The sequence below is a fragment of the Pantoea sp. ME81 genome, assembly GCF_903970985.1.
Classification (GTDB): Bacteria; Pseudomonadota; Gammaproteobacteria; order Enterobacterales; family Enterobacteriaceae; genus Pantoea; species Pantoea communis.
Window position 1 is genome coordinate 24,067 of record NZ_CAJCKS010000018.1, and the last position, 24,640, is coordinate 48,706.

At 52.8% G+C, this 24,640-nt stretch carries 20 protein-coding genes; 6 read left to right on the forward strand and 14 right to left on the reverse strand.

The window, feature by feature from the left end:
* Positions 1-35 precede the first annotated feature (35 nt).
* Positions 36-1,592, forward strand: coding sequence for a methyl-accepting chemotaxis protein (locus H7A81_RS05390; RefSeq protein WP_182056941.1), 1,557 nt, complete (start codon positions 36-38; stop codon positions 1,590-1,592).
* A gap of 38 nt (positions 1,593-1,630) precedes the next feature.
* Here H7A81_RS05390 and H7A81_RS05395 read toward each other — a convergent pair whose 3' ends face one another.
* The 11 genes from H7A81_RS05395 to proB form a co-directional block, all read right to left on the reverse strand.
* Positions 1,631-2,920, reverse strand: a complete 1,290-nt coding sequence (locus H7A81_RS05395) for an HAAAP family serine/threonine permease (RefSeq protein WP_097117541.1) — start codon at positions 2,918-2,920, stop codon at positions 1,631-1,633.
* Positions 2,921-3,420: 500 nt separating this feature from the next.
* The gene (locus H7A81_RS05400; RefSeq protein WP_034825312.1) at positions 3,421-4,416 is read right to left on the reverse strand and encodes a glycosyltransferase family A protein; all 996 of its coding nucleotides are present in this window, start codon (positions 4,414-4,416) and stop codon (positions 3,421-3,423) included.
* Positions 4,413-5,720: an oligosaccharide flippase family protein gene (locus H7A81_RS05405; RefSeq protein WP_182056942.1), complete on the reverse strand. Its 1,308-nt coding sequence runs from the start codon at positions 5,718-5,720 to the stop codon at positions 4,413-4,415. Before H7A81_RS05405 ends, H7A81_RS05400 begins: the two co-directional genes overlap by 4 nt.
* 1,179 nt (positions 5,721-6,899) lie before the next feature.
* Positions 6,900-8,645, reverse strand: coding sequence for an amylovoran biosynthesis protein AmsF (locus tag H7A81_RS05410; protein ID WP_058961537.1), 1,746 nt, complete (start codon positions 8,643-8,645; stop codon positions 6,900-6,902).
* Positions 8,646-8,846: 201 nt separating this feature from the next.
* The gene (locus H7A81_RS05415) at positions 8,847-9,140 is read right to left on the reverse strand and encodes a hypothetical protein (RefSeq protein WP_166933658.1); all 294 of its coding nucleotides are present in this window, start codon (positions 9,138-9,140) and stop codon (positions 8,847-8,849) included.
* A complete protein-coding gene (locus H7A81_RS05420; RefSeq protein WP_176505737.1) occupies positions 9,137-9,481 on the reverse strand; it encodes a hypothetical protein in 345 nt (114 codons plus the stop codon). The genes H7A81_RS05415 and H7A81_RS05420 overlap by 4 nt, the downstream gene beginning before the upstream one ends.
* 2 nt (positions 9,482-9,483) lie before the next feature.
* A complete protein-coding gene (locus H7A81_RS05425) occupies positions 9,484-9,951 on the reverse strand; it encodes a hypothetical protein (protein ID WP_034825324.1) in 468 nt (155 codons plus the stop codon).
* Positions 9,952-10,132: 181 nt separating this feature from the next.
* Entirely contained in the window at positions 10,133-10,411 is a 279-nt protein-coding gene (locus tag H7A81_RS05430) for a hypothetical protein (protein WP_034825325.1), read from the reverse strand.
* A 413-nt stretch (positions 10,412-10,824) separates the two neighbouring features.
* Positions 10,825-11,556 carry a helix-turn-helix transcriptional regulator gene (locus H7A81_RS05435; RefSeq protein ID WP_182056943.1) on the reverse strand — a complete coding sequence of 244 codons (732 nt, stop codon included), beginning with the start codon at positions 11,554-11,556 and terminating at the stop codon, positions 10,825-10,827.
* Positions 11,557-11,908: 352 nt separating this feature from the next.
* The gene (gene proA / locus H7A81_RS05440; RefSeq protein ID WP_166933654.1) at positions 11,909-13,162 is read right to left on the reverse strand and encodes a glutamate-5-semialdehyde dehydrogenase; all 1,254 of its coding nucleotides are present in this window, start codon (positions 13,160-13,162) and stop codon (positions 11,909-11,911) included.
* Between the two features lie 10 nt (positions 13,163-13,172).
* Positions 13,173-14,276 carry a glutamate 5-kinase gene (proB, locus tag H7A81_RS05445; RefSeq protein WP_034825331.1) on the reverse strand — a complete coding sequence of 368 codons (1,104 nt, stop codon included), beginning with the start codon at positions 14,274-14,276 and terminating at the stop codon, positions 13,173-13,175.
* A gap of 246 nt (positions 14,277-14,522) precedes the next feature.
* On the opposite strand from proB, the gene ompC reads away from it, so the two are divergent.
* On the forward strand, positions 14,523-15,602 hold the full coding sequence (gene ompC / locus H7A81_RS05450) for a porin OmpC (RefSeq protein ID WP_182056944.1): 1,080 nt from the start codon (positions 14,523-14,525) through the stop codon (positions 15,600-15,602).
* Positions 15,603-15,714: 112 nt separating this feature from the next.
* On the opposite strand, the gene crl is transcribed toward ompC, so the two are convergent.
* From crl to gpt, 3 genes are all read right to left on the reverse strand, one after another.
* Positions 15,715-16,116 (reverse strand): sigma factor-binding protein Crl, encoded by a 402-nt coding sequence (gene crl, locus H7A81_RS05455; RefSeq protein ID WP_034825334.1) that lies wholly within the window; start codon positions 16,114-16,116, stop codon positions 15,715-15,717.
* Positions 16,117-16,225: 109 nt separating this feature from the next.
* A complete protein-coding gene (gene frsA / locus H7A81_RS05460; RefSeq protein ID WP_160867973.1) occupies positions 16,226-17,473 on the reverse strand; it encodes an esterase FrsA in 1,248 nt (415 codons plus the stop codon).
* 121 nt (positions 17,474-17,594) lie between these two features.
* Positions 17,595-18,053 carry a xanthine phosphoribosyltransferase gene (gpt, locus tag H7A81_RS05465; RefSeq protein WP_034825338.1) on the reverse strand — a complete coding sequence of 153 codons (459 nt, stop codon included), beginning with the start codon at positions 18,051-18,053 and terminating at the stop codon, positions 17,595-17,597.
* Between the two features lie 254 nt (positions 18,054-18,307).
* Here gpt and pepD point away from each other — a divergent pair, with 254 nt between their 5' ends.
* The 4 genes from pepD (at position 18,308) to H7A81_RS05485 (ending at position 23,697) form a co-directional block, all read left to right on the forward strand.
* Positions 18,308-19,768 (forward strand): beta-Ala-His dipeptidase, encoded by a 1,461-nt coding sequence (gene pepD / locus H7A81_RS05470; RefSeq protein WP_182056945.1) that lies wholly within the window; start codon positions 18,308-18,310, stop codon positions 19,766-19,768.
* Between the two features lie 330 nt (positions 19,769-20,098).
* Positions 20,099-21,604 carry a sugar ABC transporter ATP-binding protein gene (locus tag H7A81_RS05475; protein ID WP_182056946.1) on the forward strand — a complete coding sequence of 502 codons (1,506 nt, stop codon included), beginning with the start codon at positions 20,099-20,101 and terminating at the stop codon, positions 21,602-21,604.
* On the forward strand, positions 21,601-22,599 hold the full coding sequence (locus H7A81_RS05480; protein ID WP_182056947.1) for an ABC transporter permease: 999 nt from the start codon (positions 21,601-21,603) through the stop codon (positions 22,597-22,599). The genes H7A81_RS05475 and H7A81_RS05480 overlap by 4 nt, the downstream gene beginning before the upstream one ends.
* A gap of 27 nt (positions 22,600-22,626) precedes the next feature.
* Entirely contained in the window at positions 22,627-23,697 is a 1,071-nt protein-coding gene (locus H7A81_RS05485) for a sugar ABC transporter substrate-binding protein (protein ID WP_182056948.1), read from the forward strand.
* The last annotated feature ends 943 nt before the right edge of the window (positions 23,698-24,640 follow it).

Below are 24,640 nucleotides of genomic sequence, written 5' to 3' on the forward strand. Positions count from 1 at the left end.
GAAAACAACACTATTTAGCATTACGGGGAGAACCAATGTTGAGCTTAAAGAATATGAAAGTGGGCGTCCGTTTAGGGATAGCCTTCGCACTTGTTGTGGCCCTTCTGGGCGTAGTCGGTGTGACGTCGATTATGAAAATCAACAACATTAAAAACGGCATCACCTCTATTGTGGAAGACCGCTATGTCAAAGTCCGTTTGGGTTTTGACGTGCGCGATGGTGTGAACGATCAGATCAAATACTTACGCGGCATGGTGATTGATACGCTGCGCCCGGAATATAACGTGCAACGCTATAAGCAGCTGGATGAGGCAACCGAGCGCACCAACAGCGCCATGAAAAAGATCGAAGCCATTCAGGTTACCGAAATCGGTAAAAAGAAAATCGCCGGTCTGCTGGCCGCCAGCCAGCTGTTTGAGCAGCAAAAGAATGAAGTGCTGGATCTGGTACGTGCAGGCAAGCTTGAAGAAGCCAGCACTTATGTGCTCAAGAAAATCACCAGTACCCAGAACGCCTACCTTGATAGCGCGGTGGCTTTTGCCAACTCACAGTCGGATCAACTGCGCAAAGAAGGCACTGGCATTATTGATGACGGCTCGACCGCCATCGAAATCACACTGATCTTCTCGGCGATTGCGATTGCCGCCTCCGTGCTGCTTGGCTTTATGCTGACGCGCTCAATTGTCCGCCCGCTCAATGAAGCGGTTGGCATCGCCGAGAAAGTGGCGGCGGGCGATCTCAGCTCCCACATCAAGGTCAGCGGCAAAGATGAAACCGCCGTGCTGATGCAGGCGCTGCAGGCGATGAACGATAACCTGCTGACCATCGTGTCCAACGTGCGTGCCGGTTCTGACACTATTGCCGTGGCCTCAAATCAGATCTCCAGCGGCAACATCGATCTCTCATCCCGTACCGAGCAGCAGGCCAGCTCGCTGGAAGAGACCGCCTCCGCCATGGAGCAGATGACCGCGACCGTGAAGCACAATGCGGATAACGCGCGTGAAGCCAATCAGCTGGTGGCCACCACTTCAACCGTTGCCAAAGAGGGTGGCGTGGTGATGGAACAAGTCATCGAGAAGATGGAAGCGATCACCCTCTCTTCTAAAAAGATTGTCGATATCATCAGCGTGATCGACTCCATTGCCTTCCAGACCAACATTCTCTCGCTTAACGCTGCGGTTGAAGCTGCTCGCGCCGGTGAACAAGGCCGTGGATTTGCTGTGGTCGCCACCGAAGTGCGCAATCTGGCACAGCGCTCCGCCTCTGCCGCGAAAGAGATCAAAGTCCTGATTGAAGACTCAGTCTCGAAAGTGGATGAAGGCAGCCGTCTGGTGACGCACGCGGGAACCACCATTGGTGAAGTGGTGAACAGCGTGAAGAGCGTGGCGGATATCATGAGTGAAATTACCATTGCCAGCAGCGAGCAGAGCAGTGGTATTAGTGAGATCAATCTGGCCATAACCCAGATGGAAGCGGTCACTCAGCAGAATGCCGCGTTGGTGCAGGAAGCCTCTGCCGCTTCACAAGCGTTGCAGGAACAGGCCGATCGTCTGGCGCAGTCAATGAGCGTCTTCAAGACAGCGGCAGTGTAAGACAGAGCGGCGCGATGAAACCGCGCCGCCCTTTTGCATCAATGCATCAGCGAATACGCTATCGACGAAATCGCTAACAGGCCAACAATCACCACAAACACATTGCTGATTTTGCCACTGTACTGACGCATCGCCGGGACTTTCTGAATGGCGTACATCGGCATCAGGAACAGAATCATCGCAATGATCGGCCCGCCGAGGGTTTCAATCATGCCGAGAATACTCGGGTTCCAGGTGGCAACCAGCCAGGTCGTCAGCAGCATAAAGCCGGTTGTGACGCGGTTCAGACGCTGAGGCGACACGTTTTTTCCCCGGCTGCGCAGCGATTTCACCACCATTCCATTGAAGCCTTCACGCGCACCCAGATAGTGGCCGAGGAACGATTTGGTGATCGCCACCATCGCCACAATCGGTCCCATCCAGGCAATCATCGGCACATTAAAGTGGTTTGCCAGATAGGAGAGAATGGTGATGTTCTGCTCTTTCGCCGCCTGCAAATCCGCCGGTGATAGGCTCAGCACGCAGCTGAACACAAAGAACATCACCGTCACCACCATCATCAAGTGTGCGCTAGCGAGAATGCGTGAGCATTTCTTTTCCGCTGCTGCGCCATACTCGTTGCGCTTCGCCACCGCGAACGACGAGATAATCGGCGAGTGGTTAAAGGAGAACACCATCACCGGAATTGCCAGCCACAGCGTCATCCAGATGCTGCTATCGCCAGCGCTTTGGCTGAACGACAGCGTTTCCAGTGCAGCGCCGTGCCAGTGTGGCACCAGATAGGCGGCCAGTAGCATCAGCACCGCGACAAACGGGAACACCAGCACGCTCATTGCCTTGACGATCATCTGCTCGCCAAAGCGTACCACCGTCATCATGCCGATGATCAGTACCAATGACAGCACCACGCGCGGCGGCGAGACCATCCCGAGTTGATGCACGATAAAGCTGTCGACGGTGTTGGTGATCGCCACGCTGTACATCAGCAGGATCGGGAAAATAGCGAAGAAATAGAGCAAGGTGATGATCTTGCCTGCGCCCACACCGAAATGCTCTTCCACCACTTCAGTAATATCTTCACCGGGGTTTTTACCCGACAGCACAAAGCGCGTCAGAGCTCGGTGTGCATAGTAGGTCATGGGGAACGCGAGGATGGTCATAATAATCAGGGGGATTAGACCACCTGCACCTGCATTGATAGGCAGGAACAAAACGCCTGCGCCTATCGCTGTACCGTAGAGGCCCAGCATCCACACGGTATCACTCTTACGCCAGCCTGTTGAACGGGCCTCAACCGTGCCCTGTGCAACGGTTTGTGAGTTGTCCATCTGTCTCTCCAGAATTTAAAGCTTTTTAAACAATGCAGCCGAAATCACGGCGGCTAAACATGCCATTGGTGCGACGGGGCACATGCTACGCGTTTTTGACGACTTAAGGTTGCCTGAACGCAAGACATGCATCACAAAGCCGTCATAAATGCGTGAATCGGTTATTTAATCAACAAAAATGCATGATTCGCGCACGCAAACGTTTGCATGGGGCGCTATTTGACCTGAGAGCATGCTGGAGTGCAAGGATTTGTCGGGCGCGAAAGGCAGACCGCCCAGGGTATTGGCCGGAGAATCATGCGTGAGACAGCGAGGAGTGAAAAGCGGGCCGTGCTGGCAGAGAAAATGTGGCAACGGCGAACCGTTGCCACAGGGACTGCAGTAGAGAAAGGTGAAACTCCCCCGGCAACTGCTCTCTGGCGAAGCCATCGTTCCACTCGGTATTCTGAGGAATATCCGCAGCAGACAATGACAGAGAATAATCCCGGGGGAATTTCAAATCAGAATGCGCGCATTCTGTAGAGTGCATAGAGGAAATAGTACGCTGTGATAGTATTCAAATTCATAATCATGTACTTCAGTTTTTCATTTTTATTCAGCAGAATGAAAATCCCTTTCGAGTATTTCCCCCGCTTTATTTCATTAATTTCCTGCGCGATATCTGCAGGTGAAAACGACGAATGATACATCGCTGTGACAATTTGCATATCTAACGCCAGTACGCGTTTTGAAATGCCTTTTAGCAGGTAATCGAGATTACTTCCCTGATATTTCTCAACGATAGAATCATACAGCGTGGTCAGAAACTGTTTCCTGACTTTAAGCTCGCTATAATGCACCTTTTGCTTGGATAATGAACCGGCAACATCTTCATAATGGTAAGCCGTTCCCTGAGTGACCAGAAAATTGCTAATACAGCTGAAGAATTTGAGGTTAAATAAAAGATCTTCACTCATTGAGATCCCCTCAATAAAGCGCAGATTCAGCTCACTCAGTATCTGACGGCGATAACACTTATTATGCAAATAACCAATGTTGTCGCTCATCTCCAGCTCACCGAGCACATAAGGAATATCCTCGTTGCTGAAGAAGCCAGCCTGAGAGACCTTGCCCACACGGCCGTCGTTGAGGTTGCCTACCATCAAATCTACCGACTCCGTTGGCCATGCATCCAGATTCTGTTTGAAGATCATCAAAAAATCATCATCCACCCAATCATCTGCATCGAGGAAGAGAACATATTCCCCACTGGCCTGTTGCAATCCGCTATTGCGAGCCGCGCTGACACCGGCGTTCCTTTGGTTTATTACCGTGACCTGAGAATAACGTGAAAACTCCTCCAGTACGTTTAGGGTTGAATCAGTGCTACCATCATTGACCACCACAATTTCATAATCGCTGAACGTCTGATTAAGCACACTCAGCAATGTCCGCTTGATGGTTTTTTGTGAGTTATAGACGGGAATAATAATACTGAAAAGTGGTTTTTCATTCATGATAAACTCTCTTTACTGTCTGAGGTTTTGTAATTGACAAATAACTGCCATAGTTTCCTGGGGTTGAAAAAAATCTGATGAATACGCATCACCGGTTGCGCAGTGAAGAAATAATTAAGCAGCGAGAAAGAGAGGAATTCGGTTAATACCACGCTGAGGGCAGCGCCGGTTAAACCAAAAAGCGGCACCAATAAAATGGACGATGCCAGGCAGATAATTAATACCGCAAAGGTCTTTTTCACTAAAAAGCGATAACCGTTGTACTTAATAATAAAACGGTCCATGAGGCTGCTGAGCACACCACACATCGCGCCCACACTGAGCAGCAGCGTCGGCGCAATGGCATCGAGATACGCCTCGCCGTAAAAGTCACGGATAAACCAACCTGCGAGTTGCCATATCGCCATGATCACAATGGCGGACACCCCGACGACCAGCAGATGCAGTTTTTGCGCTTTGATAATTGACTGCTCATCATCACGCTCGGCAAAGAACGCCGGAAAAAATGAGGCCAACAAGGCATTAGGTAAAAACACCCATGAGGTTGCCAGCGTCATGGCAACAGCAAATATCCCCGCCTCTTTTACGCCGAGGAAATACGAAACGCTGAGTTGGTTGACGCGGGTATAAATCGCGATAGCGATCACCGAGAACACCAGCGAAATGCCGGAAGCCACCATGTAGCGCGAATACTTTTTGATGTGGCGCAGCGCCGGAATCGGCCCCTGGCGATGATAGCGCCAGAAGATCGCTAGCTTGATGCTGAACGGCAGCAATGTGGCCAGCACAATGGGGATCGCCAGAAACTGAGGGTCCAGTTGCAGATACGAAATAATGAAGCGCACTGACAGACTGATGGCGAGGCCGATCACGTTGGCGATCACATTGAGTCGAGCGTTGAGCATGGCCTCGTTGTAGATATTGACCAGATCAATCGACGAGAACAGACAGGCCATCGCCGCTGCGCAGATAAATACCAGCGCTTCACGGCTCCACGCCTCTCCCATGATCACCATGCCGCTGAGCGCTAAACCGCAGTAAATCAGCATCACCAGCAGAAAAGTCGCCATCATCAGGCGAATACCTGAATGACGATTTTGCGAAATACGCTTCAGCAAAATCACATCGCTGCCCATCACGGCGATCGACTGAATAAACTGAAACACCAGCATGGAGAGTGAGATAATGCCGAAGGTGGTCGGTCCAACATATTTCGCGACATAGGACGTCACAAAAATCAGTCCAAACACTGCGATGAGTTTTTCAGCAATCATCCACATCGAATTTTTTAATTTATCTTTCACAGATCAACCTCAGTGAGAATCATGGCTAAGCCAAACTTCACGTCCCTTTCGTCCGGCTTAACATTAAATTTGATTTATTTAGGAGTTTCCTCAGGCAGAAATCGCCGGCCTTTTAACTCTCATAAAACGGTGAGTTAAATAAGATTATCGCTAATAAAATCGTGCAATTTTATTATTCATTCATTTAACTAAAAGCGCAGGCTACCGCCCCTGGCTTACAGCTACCAGTGTACTGACTACCTGTTACGGGCTATTTTTGGCGCAAAGAAACCACACTGCACTCAGACGAGTTCAGTTAAATATCATGTGGTTATATTAAATATCATATTGAAGGCAAGATGACGCTTAGTGCAATCACCGTGACATCAATAAGAAACGCCAATTATCAATATGCCATTCAATATGATTAAAACGGGTGCAGCCTACTGAATTTTTTTGCACCACAAGAAATGCCGACCGGGATTGAAAAGGCACATCTAAAGACGGCCTTCTCAACGAACGTTACGACATTAACGATTTTGCTGTATGCCCTGCCTTTTTATTATCTCGATGCGTCTTTCGCCGTTCGATAATGGCAAGTGGCGTTAATTCAACATGGCTCTCGCAGCCGTGTTGCAATGGGCTCAGGGCCCTAATTTTGCGATCTGATTCAAACTTTTAATCGCATTCTCACCAGACAACGCGATGAGGTCAATGGCCTGGAGGCCAATACGGAATTTACTTAGCTGGAAATGGGATATCGCAGAAGGGGAAAGATTAGCGCGGATGAATCGGTTTTCAGAAAAATGATTAAGGCGGCAGTCAAATACTGTTAGGAATAATAAGATCGAAATGAACTTACAAGACCATTTTTCGCTAACACCTTGTTCTGTAAGTTAACCTGCTAATTATCCGGGCAAATTAAACTGTAATGAATCTGGAGATAAGAACGGACCTGATATATTGAACCGTTTTATTGCCTGGTGCCGTACTGAAAACTACACCATCTCCAGATTAACGTTTTTTTGTACGCATTAACGTAAATAAAAAGAGAATTAACACATTCTATCTGAGAAAATCGCCATCCTATGCGGCTGGCGTGCCAGGAACCAGAATTGAAGAGACAACGCACCTGAGACGCTCAACGTGTATTTTGGTCAAAAAAAAAGCGAGGCCGCAGCCTCGCCAGATAGATGGGTCTCAGTCGTAGTAGGGCAGTTTACGGTCAATACCGTTGATATTGACCAGCACAAAGCCGGTTGGCGCGGTTTTATTGGTTGGCGTGCCGGCGGCAGTGGCTACTGTCAGCACGCCCTTCTCATTAGCACCAATCCCCGCCAGCCCATTGTGCATGCCAAAGCGTGCGGCTGGCTTCAGTGTGCCCATGTTGGTGGTATCGGTAACAACCGACAGATCAGACTGGAACAGCGAACATGAGCCTGAATCGAAACGCGTTGGGCCGGTGGTTTTCAGGTTCAGCATGGTGTCGCCACTGTTCGCTTTCAGCTTCACCCACACCACGGCATAAGTGGTACCGACACGGCCGTAACGCATATCCAGGATGGCGGGCTGCCCCATATGAAAGGCATCCGCCCACACCGTTTCCAGCCGTTGCAAATTGATCCAGGTTTTGCCGCTACTTGCCACGTTAACCGGGGTGCCGGCGGTGCCGGTGGGCTGGGTGGCATCGGCTTTACCAATAAACTCCATCACCCACTGCTGGTTCGCATTCGGGAAGAACAGCTGCCCCAGGCGATACCAGTTGTCAGTTGACGTGTTATTGGTGATTTTATAGCCGCTATAATAGCCGGCACGTAGCGATCCGGTCAGGAAACTACCGTAACTCTCGTCGCGGCGATAACCATATTCGAAGGTGGAGAGCCATCTGCCGGCCACCAGATCGTTCGACACTTTCGCGCCAGATTGCAGGTTGATTTGACGCATCACCACGCGCGCATTATTGAGATTGAAAGGATTGCCGCAATCCTCAATATTGAGCGTGTCAATGGTCCAGCCACCATCCGACAAGTCTCCTGGATTGCGCGTGTGCTCGATCCACACATTGCGCAAAATCCCCTGTGTACAGCGCGGCATATACAACGTGGCGTCACCATAACCCGTCTGGAAGTTACAGTTACAAATCTCAATCGCGGTAGAGTGATCCCATACCCCATTCGGTGAATTTGACCAGCCCACATCGAAGACGCGCGCATAGGTGTAGAGGGTATAAATCTGGTCAAATTTGGTGTCCAGCGTATCCAGCACTTTAATCACCGTGCCGCCGTTATTCTGTGCGCGGAAACAGTAAATGTTTACCGTGGTGCCTTCGATACAGGTATTTTCGAAGAACGGCTGAACATTGCTGCACATATCGGCAGTGATGGTACCTTTGTTGGTGGTGATATCGGCCGAGGCCTGACCATTCCAGGCAATGCCGCGAATTGAGGTGCGGCGCGCCTTCACCTTGAATACCGGGTTGGCACTCTTATCCGAGATAATCGTGGTACGCGGCAACGAACCCAGCTCAACATCATCACCCTGCAGACCGAAGAAGGCGTTATCGGTGCCGCTGATATCAATTGGACTGATCAGAAACTTCCCGCCGGGAAAACGAATCGGCAGGTCCTTAATATTACCGCTGTAATTCTGCGTCCAGGTTAGCATGCGATTAACCGCGTCCGTGTCATTGGCATAACCGTCTCCTTTGGCACCAAAGTGATAGACGTTCACGTCAGAAGGATCGTTAATCACGCGTTTCCAGTAAAAGCCATTACCGATGGCTAAGGTACCGCCATCATCTGTCGCAGTAGTGGTGCCAATAAAACCGGTGAAGTCACCGCCTCCATGGAAGGTGGAGTCCGCGTTGTAGCGGCGCAAAAACGCCAGATCGCCATTTTTAGTCGGCGTGGTGGTGCGCAGTTCTGCGAATGAATTAACTTCGATCATCATAGCCTCCTCGGCCTTTTCAGGTTTGCAATGCAAGTGTGGGAACGGCGTTACTGCGCCAATCGGCCGCAGTGCTGATCCCAGAGATCGTTGTGGTTGTTGATGGCGCGCACGGTGCGAACATCCATACGCTCGGCATCATTGCCGTGGGTGTAAATCGGGGAGAAAAGCGTGCAAGCAGAGTCGATAACGACGGGGGATTCAGGGCTGGTTGTATTTCGAGTGCTGCAGCTTGTCGCGAGCAGCAGCGTCATCAAGATTAAGATTGCTGGCTTCCACACGTTTAGCCTCCTCGCGCAACTGTTGTTGCTGCTGGTTAACCGAGACAGCCTGCACGGCCGCTTTGTTCGCGAAGTCCACCTCTGATTTGGCTTGTTGCTGCACCTTGCCAATCTTTCTGCCACCGAAGTAGCTGGCCACCAGTGCCGCAACAATGCCCGCCAGCGCAGCCAGCCAGTGCCAGCTGCCGCCAAGTAGTGAAGTAATAAGCGTCATGGTTTCTCCTCCAGCGTCTTGCGCTGTTCAATCAGGTTTTTCTGTCGGACAAACTGCGCCAGAACCCCCATCGCCACCATGAAGGCACCAATCAAACCGAGGTAGTTGTGGGGAAGAATGTCTTTGATGTCCTGAGGCAATGCATTCCAGGCATCCAGCGCGGATGAGGGGAAGGATTGCGCCCAGGCGCTGAGCATCGAGCCCAATGAAGCCAGCCATACTGACCAGGTTTTGAACAACAGTCGCGCATGCTTCACAAACTCCAGCGTGGTAAAACGCTGGAGCAACAACAGCACAATCACTGCTGCCAGCACCGCGATGACAAACACCATCCATCTCATGTTCATAACAGCCCCCGATAAATGTCGTAGCTGCCGCTGCGCATGACCTCAGCGTGACGCCGTGCGCGCCCGGGCGTTTGCCGTGCCCACAAGCTGTCGAGCATGGCATTGGCGGCGCCATTAAAGTCCCCCTGGGTGATGGCGCTCAGCATGCCGCGAAACAGGGATAACCCATCAACGCCCAATTGATATGCCATGCTGATCAGCACATCACAGCGCGCCTCACTGCACTTGCTTAGCGCTTGCTGCACCAGAGCACGCTGGTTCATCTCCAGCACTTTGTTCTCCACAATGCACTGCTTCCACACATCCCCGACTCGTCGCGGTACCTGGAAGATGTAGTTGCTGAGTGAGGCTCCTTTAGGCCCGATGCGGATACCGCCGGCCACGGTAGGAAACCCTTGCGTATCAAGGTAGGGTGCCTCGCGGTAGCCCTCTTCAAAATTCAAAATGGCAATAATCTGGCTCATAGCGATTCCTCTTTGACGGGCGCAACGATGCAAAAATGACTGCGCAAAGACTCCAAAACATAAATCTCACTGATCTATCCGCCCTTCTGAGACCACGCGTAATCCGCGCTACGCTCAAGCGAGGCTAAACAGTGAGCAACAACGAAACGTTCCGCTTAAAGCTGGGAAATATGACAAGGATTTAGCGCACGGCGTACAAATGGACGTGGGGCAGACAGCAGTTGTCGAAGCTGGCGCTTTCGGCCTGACGTGGTGTGGGGGCCATTACCGCACAGTCGACTCGCGATTGCGTCTGGCGCTGGCAGATGCGCTCTGCGCTACGCAGGCTTGGGTTATCGGGCTCAAGGCCTAAGGCGCAGTCGATACTGCGCTTCAGGCGGCTAAGTGACTGGCGGCGTCGATGACGGCGGGTGCGCGCGTTCCCGGTGAAGACTGACTTGCCATACTGGATAATCGCCATAACTCCTCCTGTGAATGAGTCTTTGGCGATGGGGTGGCAGGCGCGGCGTGTCGGCTGAAGCCGAGGCGTCCGTGATTCCACTGCAAACACTCGACATCGACCCGCCCGGCTGCGTTCGCGGCCAGGGATAAGCAGAGGAGAGTGAAGTCAGAAGAGAGCTGACGACGCTGCATAATGCGCATCCACCCCATCCCAAAATTCACTGACTTTGGGTGGTGGGTATCGCGCTTGTGCAGCGCCTCAATTGTTTAAGAGCGGGCTCATCCGGGAGCAGTGATGTCGTCCTTCCATGGTCAAATTATTAACAGGTTCTAATGCATTGGCAAACACCAACAGTTAATTTTTTATTTACCATCGGTTAAATTTATGATTTCAGCCGGAATATTTTTTTACCTGCTCAGCGCGTTTTGTGATCAACCTAAAATCTGGTAATCACGCGCCTGGCTCATGATGACGCGCGCCACCACCTGCAATGAGGCCGCCTCATCCAGCGTTAAGTACCAGGTCTCATAGCGCTTGTTGTCGGAGATGACCGCGACCTTTCTGTGTTGCAGCTGCAGACGTTTGAGATAAAGTTGATCATCCAGCGTAAACAGGTAAATCCCGTCTCCGTCAAAGCGATGCACGCTGATGTCCACGAACAGCTGATCACGTGGCGCAAAGGTGCCGGCCATCGAATCATTGTTTAGCGCGATGAGGCGGATGCTCTCTGCCGGACGGCCGCTGAACAGCACGCGAGCCTCATCCAGCCCATACTCGATAGCCTGAATGGTTTCGACCAGTTCATCACGCGCAGCAATGCCCTGGGCGCTTCGCTGCCCAATATCCAGACTCTCGACGCGGAACCGATGTTGCGGGTCAATAAGTGCATGCTGGATCACCGTGGCATCGGGTTGCTCCATACCAAACTGCAGCCACTCTACGCGCACGTCCAGCAACTGGCTGAGCGCCAGTAGATTACTGTCATCCGGAATCGATTGAGCGTTAAACCATTTCCAGACTCCCGGTGTTGAGATCCTGCATCCCCTTTTCTGCAGCGCCTGTGCAACCTGTTTGTTTCGTCCATGTCCGACAATTCCCGCGCTATCACACGCGGCAATCAGCCTGGCAGTAAAAGCTTGTCTGTTACTCTCTTTTTTAACCATCAGTTAATAATCTGCCATCAGTTAAAGACTGAATGTTATTTTCTTTTTTGCTACCAGTTCATTTTATATTACCGTCAGTTTACTACCCAACAGCTTTTATCAATGAAGCTGGATGATCATTATCCTCTTCGATGGGGTGGAAACCAGCAATGAATGCCCTACAGCTTGTTCTGACAGGGGTTTTCAGGATTGTTCTGTGACGCTGATACCAGCACCTAAAACAAAAAATGCGCGAAAAAGCGCGTCGGCGCCATAGATGACAGAAATAAATCAAAAAGCTCTGGAAATAATTGGATCGGAAGCAAAAAAAATGGGCACCCTTACGGTGCCCATTGTGTTGCAGAAGTAAAAATTAGCCGCGCAGTGTATCGTCGCCCCAGCCAATCCACTTGTAGGTCGTCAGCGCTTCCAGACCCATCGGGCCACGCGCATGCAGCTTCTGCGTACTGACCGCGACTTCCGCACCCAGACCGAACTGCCCGCCATCGGTGAAACGCGTACTGGCATTGACATAAACGGCGGAGGAATCGACCTGATTCACAAAGCGGTTGGCGTTGCCAATGCTGCGCGTCAGGATGCCATCCGAATGCTGCGTACCGTGTTCGCGAATGTGCGCAACCGCATCGTCGAGATCCGCCACCAGCTTGACGTTAAGGTCGTTGGATAACCACTCATCGTCATACTGTTCGGTTTTCACCGCCACCACGCTGGCCGGGCCGTTTTGCAGCAGCGACAGGACATTTTCATCGCCGTGCAGCGGGATGTTTTCCTGCGCCATGCGCTGCAAAAATGCAGGAATAAAGCGTTCAGCCTGATCGCGGTGAATCAGCAAGGTTTCGAGTGAATTGCAGGCGCTTGGACGCTGTTTTTTCGCATTAACAATCACCTCCAGCGCGGGTTCGATTTCCATGGTTTCATCAAGATAGAGATGACACACACCGATACCTCCGGTGATCACCGGAATCGTCGAGTTTTCACGACACAGCTTGTGCAACCCTGCACCGCCGCGTGGAATCAACATATCGACGTAGCGATCAAGTTTCAGCAGTTGGTTAACCAACTCGCGATCCGGGTTTTCAATCGCCTGCACCGCACCTTTTGGCAGGCCATGCTCGCTCAGCGCGTTTTGGATTACGCGAACGGTAGCCGCGTTAGTGCGATAGGTCTCTTTACCGCCGCGCAAAATCGCCGCATTGCCGGTTTTCAGACACAGAGAAGCCACATCCACGGTGACGTTAGGACGCGCTTCATAAATCACCCCAATCACGCCCAATGGCACGCGGCGACGTTCAATACGTAAACCGCTGTCCAGCACGCCGCCATCGATCAACTGTCCGACCGGATCGGCCAAACGGCACACCTGACGCACATCGTCAGCGATACCTTTCAGCCGCTGTGGATTGAGCGTCAGGCGATCCAGCAATGCCGCGCTCATGCCATTCTGCCGCGCATCAGCCAGATCCTGCTCGTTTGCCGCCAGAATGTCGGCACTTTCCGCTTCCAGGCGATCGGCAATCGTCAGCAGCACCTGATTTTTTTGTTCAGTGGAGAGTTCTGCCAGCTTGTACGACGCTGCACGCGCCGCTTTTCCCATTTCTTCTAACATCATCTGCTCCTTAACTGACGATCATGTCGTCACGATGCACCGCAACCGGGCCATATTCGTAACCGAGGATGTCGCTGATTTCCTGGCTGTGATGACCGGCAATCATGCGCATGGCGTCGCTGTTGTAGCGCGTCACGCCGTGGGCAATATCACGCCCTTGCAGGTTACGAATGCGGATCACTTCGCCACGAGAGAAGTTGCCCTGCACTTCACGCACGCCTTTCGGCAGCAGTGAGCTGCCGCGCTCTAATACCGCAGCCAGTGCACCGTCATCAATGACAATTTCGCCAGCCGGCGGTGCGCCGAAGATCCAGCGCTTGCGGTTCTCCAGCGGTGATTGCTGTGCGTGGAAACGGGTGCCCACCGGTTTGCCATACAGCACGTCGCTGATCACATCCGGGCGGCTGCCCGCCGCAATGATCACGTCGATACCGGCGCGGCAGGCCACATCGGCCGCCTGCAGTTTGGTCGCCATGCCACCCGTGCCGAGGCCGGAAACACTGCCTCCGGCCAGCGTGCGCAACGCATCATCAATCTGGTGCACATCGCTGATCAGTTCCGCTTCCGGATTGGTGCGAGGATCGGCGGTGAACAGGCCCTGTTGATCGGTCAGCAGCAGCAGTTTATCCGCGCCGCCGAGCATCGCCGCCAGCGCAGACAGGTTGTCGTTATCGCCCACTTTGATTTCAGCGGTAGCAACAGCATCGTTCTCGTTAATCACCGGCACGATGTGGTTATCGAGCAGCGCACGCAGCATGTCACGTGCGTAGAGGAAGCGTTCACGATCTTCCATATCCGCACGCGTCAGCAGCATCTGACCGATATGAATACCGTAGATGGAGAACAGCTGTTCCCAAAGCTGAATCAGACGACTCTGCCCCACCGCAGCCAACAGCTGCTTTGAGGCGATGGTAGGTGGCAGTTCGGGGTAACCCAGGTGTTCGCGTCCGGCGGCAATTGCGCCTGAAGTGACGATAACGATACGATGACCCGCCGCATGCAGTTGCGCACACTGACGAACCAACTCCACCATGTGCGCACGATTCAGCCGACGCGAACCGCCGGTGAGGACGCTGGTACCCAATTTGACCACAAGGGTCTGACTGCCACTCATGTTTTTCCTGCCATATAAGAAAAAAATTCTGCGAAGGGACGTTTTATCAGGAGTGAGCGAGGAAGCCAATAACAGCAAGGGGAAAAGCACAAAAATCCCCTGACAATGCCGTAGACCAAAAGTTCGCGATTAACAAGAAATCAGAAAAACTGTCATAAAACTTTCATCACCAGTCGGTAAAAAGTCCCCTGTTTTACAAACCCTTTCAAGGGTACAACAAATTTTACTCATTGGGATTGATAGCAAATGAAGAAGAGCACACTGGCATTAGTCGTATCAGCGCTGGCACTGGCTTCCACCGCCCAAGCCGCAGAAGTTTACAACAAAGACGGCAACAAACTGGATCTGTACGGTCGCGTTAAAGGCATGCACTATTTCAGTGACAACGCGGGTTCAGACGGTGACAAAACTTACATCCGTCTGGGCTTCAAAGGTCAGACTCAGATCAACGACCTGATGACCGGTTACGGTCAGTGGGAATATCAATTCCAGGGTAACCGCACTGAAGGCAGCGATGCTAACAGTGGTAACAAAACCCGTCTGGGCTTTGCCGGTATCAAGTTTGGTCAATATGGTTCTATCGACTATGGCCGTAACTACGGTGTTGTATACGACGTAATGGGCTGGACTGACGTTCTGCCAGAATTCGGCGGTGACAGCGATTACACCGATACTTACCTGCTGGGCCGTACCTCTGGCGTGGCAACCTACCGCAATAATAACTTCTTTGGTCTGGTTGATGGCCTGCGCTTCGCGCTGCAATATCAGGGCAAAAACGACGCGACCAGCGCTAACAGCCGTTCAGATGCTTCTAAGCAGAATGGCGACGGTTACGGTGCGTCACTGGGTTACACCATTGCTGATACCGGCATCAGCCTGATGGGTGCATTGTCTTCTGCGGATCGTACCAATACTCAGTCCTCTACTGGTCGTCTGGGCAGCGGCGACAAAGCAGAAGCATGGGCTGCAGGTATCAAATACGATGCTAACAGCATCTACCTGGCGACCACCTACTCTGAAAACCGTAACATGACCCCAATCACGGGTGGTGTGGCGAACAAAGCACAGAACTTCGAAGTGGTTGCACAGTACCAGTTCGACTTCGGCCTGCGTCCATCCCTGGGCTATGTACAGAGCAAAGGTAAAGACATCGAAGGTATCGGCGATGCGGATATCGTTAAATATGTTGACGTAGCAATGACTTACTACTTCAACAAAAACATGTCTGCCATGGTTGACTACAAAATCAACCAGCTGGATGACAACAACCCACTCGGCCTGAACACCGACGACGTGGTTGCTGTTGGTCTGACTTACCAGTTCTAAGTCGTTAGCTTTACCCTCAATGTGTCTATAAAAAAAGAGCCGGCTCATCACCGGCTCTTTCTTCTTTTTGTCTGTTTAGCGGGCTTTAAAGCCGAACCCGACGATGGCGTGCTTAAGCGCTGAGCTTCACCGGCTCTTCTTTAAAACCCGATGCAGGTTTGAGATCCAACTTAAGATCCTTCAACACCGCTTTCAGACGCTCATGGAAATTACGCAGCGTACTCTCCACTTTCTCGTTGTTCTCTTTGCCTTTGATCGTCGCCACACCCCAGTCACCGTCTTTATCAAACAACCCAAAGTGGTATTCATAGGTGAAATGGTCTTCATGCGCTTCCAGCGTCATCCACCAGCCCCAAAACTCACGGAGTTCGGGTGCGGGTTTAACGTTGACACACGCCGCCAGGCAATCAAAGAAGAAACGCTGCTCTTCACATTTTCCTTCACGGATGTACGGCCCCAATTCGGTGAAGCGCTTCAGCAGGCGACTACGGGGATGACCACTCGGTAACGTCATGCTAATTCTCCCTCAAATAACCGTAAAATTGTTTCTCGTTACGCGAATCACGCGCGCAACGCAAAATATCCCGGATATAAGTAGTAGCAGAGCGTCGAATTTTTGCCAGTCATACACCCAATTGTTTTGCTAACCAGTCACAGATTTGATTTAACGCTTTCTCAAAACTGGAGAACACCGGCGTGGCGGGTATTGCCAATACTTTGCCCTGTGCGGAAGAGTTGGCAATCAATTGAGCCTCTTCTTCTGGGCTGAACAAATCGCCCGGCCAGTATGCCGCCAGCATCGGCGTCGGCGTGCGACGCCCCAACAGACCCTGCACCTTCAGTGAATAGCGATTGAGCTCAATGCGCAGGTTGCTGTCAGACGCGGAAGGCATCCCCAGGCGACTGGCCAGCATATCCATGTACATGTCCGGCAGTTGTTGCTGGCGTTGCTCATCGACAAACACGTTATGCACCATCGCGCCCAATGTCGCGACCGCACGCAGGCGTGGCACTTCCAGATAAGCCAGCCGGGTGGCGACATTGGCGCCAAAGCGATAGCCAAACAGTGCAACGCGCGTGTGATCAATCCACGGCACATTGCTCAGCTCACGCAGCACCTGCTGGTGAAGCTGGCTGGTGTCCTGGTTCAGCTTCCATTTGCTGCTGAAGCCCACAGAGGGCATATCCAGCGTCAACATGGCGATGCCACGCGGCGCCAGATAATCGTGGAACAGGCGATAATGATCGCTCTGCAGCGAATCCAGGCCACCGCACAGCAGCACCGTTGGGTATGGGGCTTTGGCCTCAGCAGGCATATGCAGGAAACCGGTGACCGGGCTGCCACCGCTGATCTGGAAGGTCAGCGCTTTCAGCTCACCAGGCAGACGCTGCGTGGCCTCTTCGTATGCCCGGTTTGCCAGCACCTGTGCCTGATCGGCCAGATCATCGCCTTTGATATAGGGATAGGCGGCAATACTGTAGAGATTAGATGCGCGCATCCACTGATGCCCGGCTTCCTCGTGATCTTCATTCTCCATCGCGCGCTGTTGCCATAAGGCGGCCTGCTTCGACCACTCATAGTTCCAGTTACCCCCGCGATAGCCAATCACCGTGTCGAGTTGGGTGTCATCAGTGTGCTCATACTCACTGATAGCGATGCGCGCCAGCACTTCGCTGATCTCCTGCGGAGACAGGCCGCGCCACGTCCACAGCAGCTTGTTGAGCATGCGATACCAGCAAGGTTGGGTATCCCCTTCGAGGGTGTTGTGCACCTGAACCGGATGATGGTGCTGACGATGCACCAGAGAGGAGGTTTCCGGGTGTTTAAAGCGGGGCTTAAAAAGCTCTTCGCTGAGGTTTTTATCCGACATCTTAGACGTTCTCCCGCGATAGTCGCATAGATGCCTAAGAGTGTACTGCACCCACATGTTGGGTGCGAGGCGTAGAATGCACAACGCCCGGCATAACCGGGCGTTGTTTGCGTTGCATCAATCAGCTTTTGACGATTGGCGGGATGTAAACCACGCCCATGTCCCACGGCTGTTCGATCCAGGTGTTCTGCGGAATATCGACAATGTAGTCGTCCACCAGCGAACGACCAGCTGGCTTAGCGAAGATGGTGCAGAAACGCGCTTTTGGATACATATCGCGGATCGCTTGCGCGGTGCCACCGGTATCCACCAGGTCATCAATCACGATGAAACCTTCACCGTCGCCTTCCGCACGCTTCAGCACTTTCATTTCGCGCTGATGATCGTGGTCATAGCTTGAGATGCAGACGGTATCGACATAGCGAATACCCAATTCACGCGCCAGCAGCGATGCCGGAACCAGACCACCGCGGCTGACCGCAATGATACCTTTCCACTGTTCCACAGGAAGCAGGCGCTGGGCCAGTTTGCGGGCATGGATCTGCAACATGTCCCAGGTGACGACGTATTTTTCGCTCATAAAAGAAATCCCGACCAACAATGTTGGTTTAAAAATAGGCAAGGGGGAAAAGGTTGCGCGAGATTATAAGGATCTGACGCGTTAAAAACCAGCATCTGTCGCATTGGATGCAGGATTTTAGCGCGCCTGAGTACGCACCCGGTGAAAAACAGTGATATTCTCAGCCACATCACGTCAGATGTGCTGACGGCGATCTTTCACTGGAACCCGGCGTGCGAGCGGTATGTCCGCCGCGCTGACACAGGAGATGCATTGTGTCTGAATTGTCGCAACTTTCCCCCCAACCGCTGTGGGATATTTTCGCTAAAATCTGCTCCATTCCGCACCCTTCTTACCATGAAGAAGCGCTGGCCGAACACGTGGTCAGCTGGGCCAAAGAGCAAGGCTTTTGGGTTGAGCGCGATCAGGTCGGCAATATCCTGATTCGTAAACCGGCCACTGCGGGCATGGAAAAACGTACCCCTGTCGCGCTGCAGGCGCACCTCGATATGGTGCCGCAGAAGAACAACGATACGGTGCACGACTTCACTAAAGACCCGATTCAACCTTATATTGATGGCGAGTGGGTTAAAGCGCGTGGCACCACGCTGGGTGCCGACAACGGTATTGGCATGGCTTCTGCGCTAGCGGTGCTGGCTGATAACAGCCTGACCCACGGCCCACTGGAAGTGCTGCTGACCATGACCGAAGAATCGGGCATGGATGGCGCTTTTGGTCTCCAGCCAAACTGGCTGCAAGCCGATATCCTGATCAACACCGACTCTGAAGAAGAGGGTGAGATCTACATGGGTTGCGCGGGCGGTATTGATTTCATCACCACCCTGCCATTAAACCGTGAAGCCGTACCTGCGGGCTTTGAAACCCTGAAGCTAACGCTGAAAGGCCTGAAAGGCGGCCACTCCGGTGCCGATATTCATCATGGTCTGGGCAACGCCAACAAGCTGCTGGCGCGTTTCTTTGCGGTCTACGCGCAGGAACTGGATGTGCGTCTGATTGAGTTCACTGGCGGCACGCTGCGTAATGCGATTCCGCGCGAAGCTTTTGCCACGCTGGCAATCGACAGCCATAAAGTGGATGCACTCAAATCGGCTGCGGCTCATTTCCAGGCCACGCTGCTGAACGAGCTGGGCATTAAAGAGAAGAACATTGCGTTAACCACCGAGCCGCTGGCACATCAGGGCCAGGCGCTGACCACCGACAGCCGCGATCGCTTCATCAACCTGCTGAACAGCACCCCGAACGGTGTGATTCGCAACTCTGACGTGGCCAAAGGCGTGGTGGAAACCTCGCTGAACGTCGGCGTGGTGACCATGGATCAGGACAATGCCGAAATCATCTGCCTGATTCGTTCACTGATCGACACCGGCAAAGATTGGGTGGTGGAAACCCTGACTTCACTGGGCCAATTGGCTGGCGCGAAAACCGCACCAAAAGGCGGTTATCCTGGCTGGCAGCCTGATGCTGATTCACCGGTGATGGCGCTGACGCGTAAAACCTATGAAGCCCTGTTTGGCAAAACGCCAAACATTCAGGTGATTCACGCGGGTCTGGAGTGTGGTCTGTTCAAGAAGCCGTATCCGAACATGGATATGGTGTCGATTGGGCCAACCATTACCGGTCCACACTCACCGGATGAGCAGGTGCACATTGAGAGCGTCGGTCTGTACTGGAAACTGCTGACTGCGCTGCTGAACGTGGTGCCAGAGAAGGCGTAAGTCTTTGCGATGCTGTAAGGAACCAGGCTAAGGCCTGGTTTTTTTATGCCTGCAATCCTGAGGTTAAGGATTCTCTTGCTAATAAGGTCGCAATATTTGCCGGAACCCATTTTGAGACCAACAGTAACATGCAGCATATTTCACTATAAATCCTGCTTATTACCCCAGCATTCTACCACTCCACACTCCCTCTCTAGTTTTAGACGCCGTTACGCCCAGATGTCTGGATGGCTAATAAGATTTCGTGCTAGCTTATGCGCTTTCGTTTGTTGCCCAGCGTTATGGGTTCAGAAAAAATGCCACCCACTCTCTTAATGAAAGGCCTGCCCCATGAGTGCGATTAACCGCCTGGAGATGCGTAATATCTCCATCGCTTTTGGCGGTTTTGCCGCACTGACCCAGGTCGATTTTCTGACCGAGGGCGGATCAGTGCATGCGTTGACCGGGGCCAATGGCGCAGGAAAATCCACCCTGATGGCGGTGCTATCCGGCGCGCATAATCATTACAGCGGTGAAATTCTGCTGGATGACCAGCCGGTCTCGATTCGCACCCCGCGCGATGCCAAAAAACTCGGTATTCATTTGGTGCAGCAGGAGGTGGATGTGGCGCTGGTGCCGCAGCTCAGCGTGGCAGAAAACATCCTGCTCGATCAGCTGGCAGAACCCGGCCATGTCTATAGCTGGCGTGAAATCCGTCGCCAGGCGCGTGCCCTGCTCAATCAGCTGGAAGTGAACATCGATGTTAATCGTCTGGTGGAACGCTGCTCGCTGGCGGAGAAACAACAAATCCTGCTGGCGCGCGCCCTCTCCCATCACTGCCGTTTTCTCATTCTGGATGAACCGACCGCGCCGCTGGATCAGCATGAAAGCGAGCGTCTGTTTACCGTGGTGCGTCGTTTACAAAGCAACGGCATTGGCGTGGTGTTTATCTCCCATCGCATTCACGAACTCAAAGCGATTTGCGATCGCTTAACCGTGCTGCGCGATGGCCGTTTGATTGAGAGCTGCCCAATGGCGGCACTGAGTGGCGAGCAGATTGTTGAGAAAATGCTGGGACACCAGTTGACCGATGTCTATCCACCTCGCCGTGAACAGAGTGAACAACCGCTGCTGCTGTCGGTGGAAGGTCTGCACGATGACCAGCTGCTGGCGGACATTTCACTGCATCTGCGCAAAGGTGAAATCCTCGGCATTGCCGGCTTAGCGGGTGCAGGGAAAACCGAGCTGTGTAAGGCGCTGTTTGGTGCAAACAAAAGCCGCGTAGAAAAAGGCGAGCTGCACGGCAAACCGTGGCGACCGCTTTCTCCACATGATTCGGTGGAAAACCGTATGGCGCTGGTGCCGGAAGAGCGTCGTAAAGAGGGTATTTTCATCGATGAACCGGTGAGCATGAACCTGAGCGTCAGCGCGGACAACAGTTTTTCCCGCTGGAGCCTGTTCGGTCATCGTCAGGCCTGGCGCTGGGCTGAAGAGGTGATTCAGCGCCTCAACGTGCGTACCACCGGCCCGGCGCAGATTCTGCGTCGTCTGTCAGGCGGTAACCAGCAAAAAGTGGCAATTGGCAAATGGCTGCGCAACAACGCTGACGTGCTGATCTTTGATGAGCCAACCAAAGGTGTCGATATCAAAGCCAAAACCGATCTGTTCAGCCTGATTGACGGCCTGGCACGTGAAGGCAAAGGCATCATCTACGCTTCGGGCGAGTTTTCCGAACTGGTCGGCTTATGTGACCGTATTTGTGTGCTCTGGGATGGGCGCATTGTGGCAGAGATGGAAGGTCGTGAGGCCACAGAAGAGATGCTATTGCTTTATTCCACCGGAGGAACCCCTGCGTGAGCAGCAAAGAACTATCCCTGAACCCGCAGGTTTCTCTGCGTCATAAACTATTCGATTTCCTCTACAAATGGGGCATGTTGTTGACCGTGGTGATCCTGATCGCCGGGTTTGGCCTGGCATCGGACAGCTTCCTCGAGCCCACCAACATCATCAACATCCTGCGATCCATCGCCATCGTCACGGTGATTGCGATTGGTGTGTCGATTTCGCTGACCATCGGCGGCTTCGATTTGTCGGTAGGCTCAACCGCCTCACTGGCCAATGCGCTGGTGATTTCACTGTTTGTCTGGCACGGCTTTGGCACCACCGAAGCCATCATCATCACGCTGCTGCTGTGCACCCTGGTGGGACTGCTCAACAGCTTCCTTATCATCATCCTGCGCATTCCCGACATGCTGGCTACACTGGCCACCCTGTTTGTCATTCAGGGCGTGGCGATGACTTACAGCTTCGGCGGTTCGATTACCGAGAATATGGTGATGCCAAGCGGCGATATGGCGGAGGGCACTATCCCCGCAGCGTTCGGTCTGTTGGGTCAGGTGCCGACCATTGTGATCATCATGCTGGTGGTGACGATTGTGGCACAACTGGCGCTGTCATTGACCAAGCATGGCCGTCGCATGTACGCGCTGGGTGGCAATCCAGAAGCCGCACGCCTTTCCGGTATTCGCACCACGCGCTACCGCGTTTTGGCCTATGTACTCGCATCGCTGCTGGCCGGATTAGGCGGCATTCTGCTGGCATCGCGTATTGGCTCCTCGCAGGTGAACGCCGGCGGTGGATATTTGATGGATGCCGTTGCCGCGGCATGGATCGGCTTCTCGCTGGCCGGTTCCGGCAAACCTAACGCGCTCGGTACGCTGGTGGGCGCGGTGATTCTGGGTGTGTTGCAGAACGGGCTGGTGATGTTGTCCGTGCCTTATTACGCCATGGACATTATCAAAGGCCTGGTGCTGGCTCTGGCCCTGGCGATTACCTACATTCAGCGCCGCTAAGGCGCGTTTACTGAGAAAGAGATTCTAATGAAAAAAATTACCCTTTCGCTGCTGGCCTTAAGCCTGCTGAACGCCAGCGCTGCCTTTGCCGATACCGTTACCCCGGTTCCCGCAGCGATTGCGAATCACGAAGGTCCGGTGCGCATCGCCATCATCCGTAACCTGGGGTCTGACGATAACACCACGCAGTTTATTGCCGGTGCCATTCAGCAAGGTCGTCAACTGGGCTTTAAAGTCAGTACTTTCCTGAGTAACGGCGATGATGCGCGTTTCCAGGACTTTGTTAATCAGGCGATCAGCCAGAAATACGATGGCATCATTCTCTCTCACGGCAAAGAACCCTACTCCACCGCTCTGGTGCAACACATTGTCGATGCAGGTATCAAACTGTCCGTCTTTGATACCCCGGTAAATACGCCGGTCAATGGCGTGACCGTCACTGCGCAAGACGATGCCTCGCTGGCGCAGGCGTCACTGGGTCAGTTGATCAGTGATTTCCATGGTAAAGCCAACATCATCAAACTGTGGGTCGCAGGCTTCCCGCCGCAGGAACGTCGCCAGGTGGTGTATGAGAAACTGCTGAAAGAGAATCCAGGCATTCATCAGCTGGAATCCATTGGCGCAGTTTCTACCGATGTACAGGGCGACACCGCCAACAAAGTGGGTGCGATCCTGGCAAAATATCCAAAAGGTAAAATAGATGCGATTTGGGCGTCGTGGGATGCGTTCAGTCAGGGTGCTTATAAAGCGCTACAAGAGAATGGTCGTACTGAAATCAAAATCTACAGTATTGACGTGTCCAACCAGGACTTGCAGTTGATGCATGAGAAGAACAGCCCATGGGTGCAGACGGTCGCGGTCGATCCAAAAACCATCGGTGCGGTCAATATGCGCTTAGTGGCCAATAAAATCGCGGGTGAAGCCACTCCGGCAAGCTACGAGTTTAAAGCGTCCTCCATTTCGCAGCAGTTGCTGAATAGCCAGCAAGGGGCGATTAACGTAGCAACCCTGAACAAGATTATTCCAGGCTGGGGTGTGAACAACGATTTTGTTGCGCCGTGGTTTGCCACGCTGGAAGCGAAGAACGCTAAGAAGTAATTCAGTGGCCGAATAGGGCATCCTGGCGGCGCTTCAAGCCGCCAGGATGATAGCCAAGGCCATACTCAAGGTTTTACCAACCCAACACTAGCTGCCGCTCCAATTGCGGATCCACCAGCGTCACATGCAATCCCACCAACCGCACGCCGCGCCCGGCACGCCTTTCATCCCATGCCTGCCGCGCCACTGCGATCATGTCATCCTTGTTCAACACCGGCCAGACATGCTCCTGCGTGGTCTGCTGGAAATCATTAAATTTGAGCTTCACGCCCTGACGCGCGATTTGCTTGTCGGGACGGATATTTGTCAGGCGTCGATCCAGCTCAGCATAGAGGTAATCAATGATTGCCAGACACTGTTCCCAGTTGTGGATGTCCTCCATCAATGTGCGTTCGACACCGAGCGATTTGCGTTCGCGCTCCACCACCACATCGCGTTCATCAATGCCGTTGCTGCGCTCCCAGAGCACGCGGCCGAATTTACCAAATCTCTTCAGCAGCAAGGCGAGATCGGCTCTCTGCACATCGGCGCAGGTGCGCAGTCCCATCTCTTCCAGTTTTTTTGTCGCCACTTTTCCTACGCCAGGAATTTTGCTCAACGGTAACGTCAGTAAAAAGTCCGGCATCACTTGCGGTGTAATGACGTATTGCCCGTTGGGCTTATTTAAATCGGAGGCGATCTTGGCGAGGAATTTGATCGGCGCAATGCCAGCCGAGGCGGTTAAACCGGTTTCGCGCAAGATATCGGCACGTATCGCCCGATCGGGAGAGCGTCGGGTAGGGAAAGAGTGTACGTCCTGGTGTAGGTCTTGGTGTGAGCAAAAGAAATAAAAAAAATATAGAAAGAGCAGTTCTTGTATCTGCTGTGTATAAGTTCTATAGCTTGAAGTGACATAGCATGTACATGTGTGCAATTCTCTAGTTGTTATACATACTTGATCTGT

Coding starts and splice junctions, on each gene's coding strand:
- H7A81_RS05390 (WP_182056941.1), top strand. CDS start 36: ATGTTGAGCTTAAAGAATATGAAAGTGGGCGTCCGTTTAGGGATAGCC.
- H7A81_RS05395 (WP_097117541.1), bottom strand. CDS start 2,920: ATGGACAACTCACAAACCGTTGCACAGGGCACGGTTGAGGCCCGTTCA.
- H7A81_RS05400 (WP_034825312.1), bottom strand. CDS start 4,416: ATGAATGAAAAACCACTTTTCAGTATTATTATTCCCGTCTATAACTCA.
- H7A81_RS05410 (WP_058961537.1), bottom strand. CDS start 8,645: ATGATCGAAGTTAATTCATTCGCAGAACTGCGCACCACCACGCCGACT.
- H7A81_RS05415 (WP_166933658.1), bottom strand. CDS start 9,140: ATGACGCTTATTACTTCACTACTTGGCGGCAGCTGGCACTGGCTGGCT.
- H7A81_RS05420 (WP_176505737.1), bottom strand. CDS start 9,481: ATGAGATGGATGGTGTTTGTCATCGCGGTGCTGGCAGCAGTGATTGTG.
- H7A81_RS05425 (WP_034825324.1), bottom strand. CDS start 9,951: ATGAGCCAGATTATTGCCATTTTGAATTTTGAAGAGGGCTACCGCGAG.
- H7A81_RS05430 (WP_034825325.1), bottom strand. CDS start 10,411: ATGGCGATTATCCAGTATGGCAAGTCAGTCTTCACCGGGAACGCGCGC.
- H7A81_RS05435 (WP_182056943.1), bottom strand. CDS start 11,556: ATGGTTAAAAAAGAGAGTAACAGACAAGCTTTTACTGCCAGGCTGATT.
- proA (WP_166933654.1), bottom strand. CDS start 13,162: ATGTTAGAAGAAATGGGAAAAGCGGCGCGTGCAGCGTCGTACAAGCTG.
- proB (WP_034825331.1), bottom strand. CDS start 14,276: ATGAGTGGCAGTCAGACCCTTGTGGTCAAATTGGGTACCAGCGTCCTC.
- ompC (WP_182056944.1), top strand. CDS start 14,523: ATGAAGAAGAGCACACTGGCATTAGTCGTATCAGCGCTGGCACTGGCT.
- crl (WP_034825334.1), bottom strand. CDS start 16,116: ATGACGTTACCGAGTGGTCATCCCCGTAGTCGCCTGCTGAAGCGCTTC.
- frsA (WP_160867973.1), bottom strand. CDS start 17,473: ATGTCGGATAAAAACCTCAGCGAAGAGCTTTTTAAGCCCCGCTTTAAA.
- gpt (WP_034825338.1), bottom strand. CDS start 18,053: ATGAGCGAAAAATACGTCGTCACCTGGGACATGTTGCAGATCCATGCC.
- H7A81_RS05475 (WP_182056946.1), top strand. CDS start 20,099: ATGAGTGCGATTAACCGCCTGGAGATGCGTAATATCTCCATCGCTTTT.
- H7A81_RS05485 (WP_182056948.1), top strand. CDS start 22,627: ATGAAAAAAATTACCCTTTCGCTGCTGGCCTTAAGCCTGCTGAACGCC.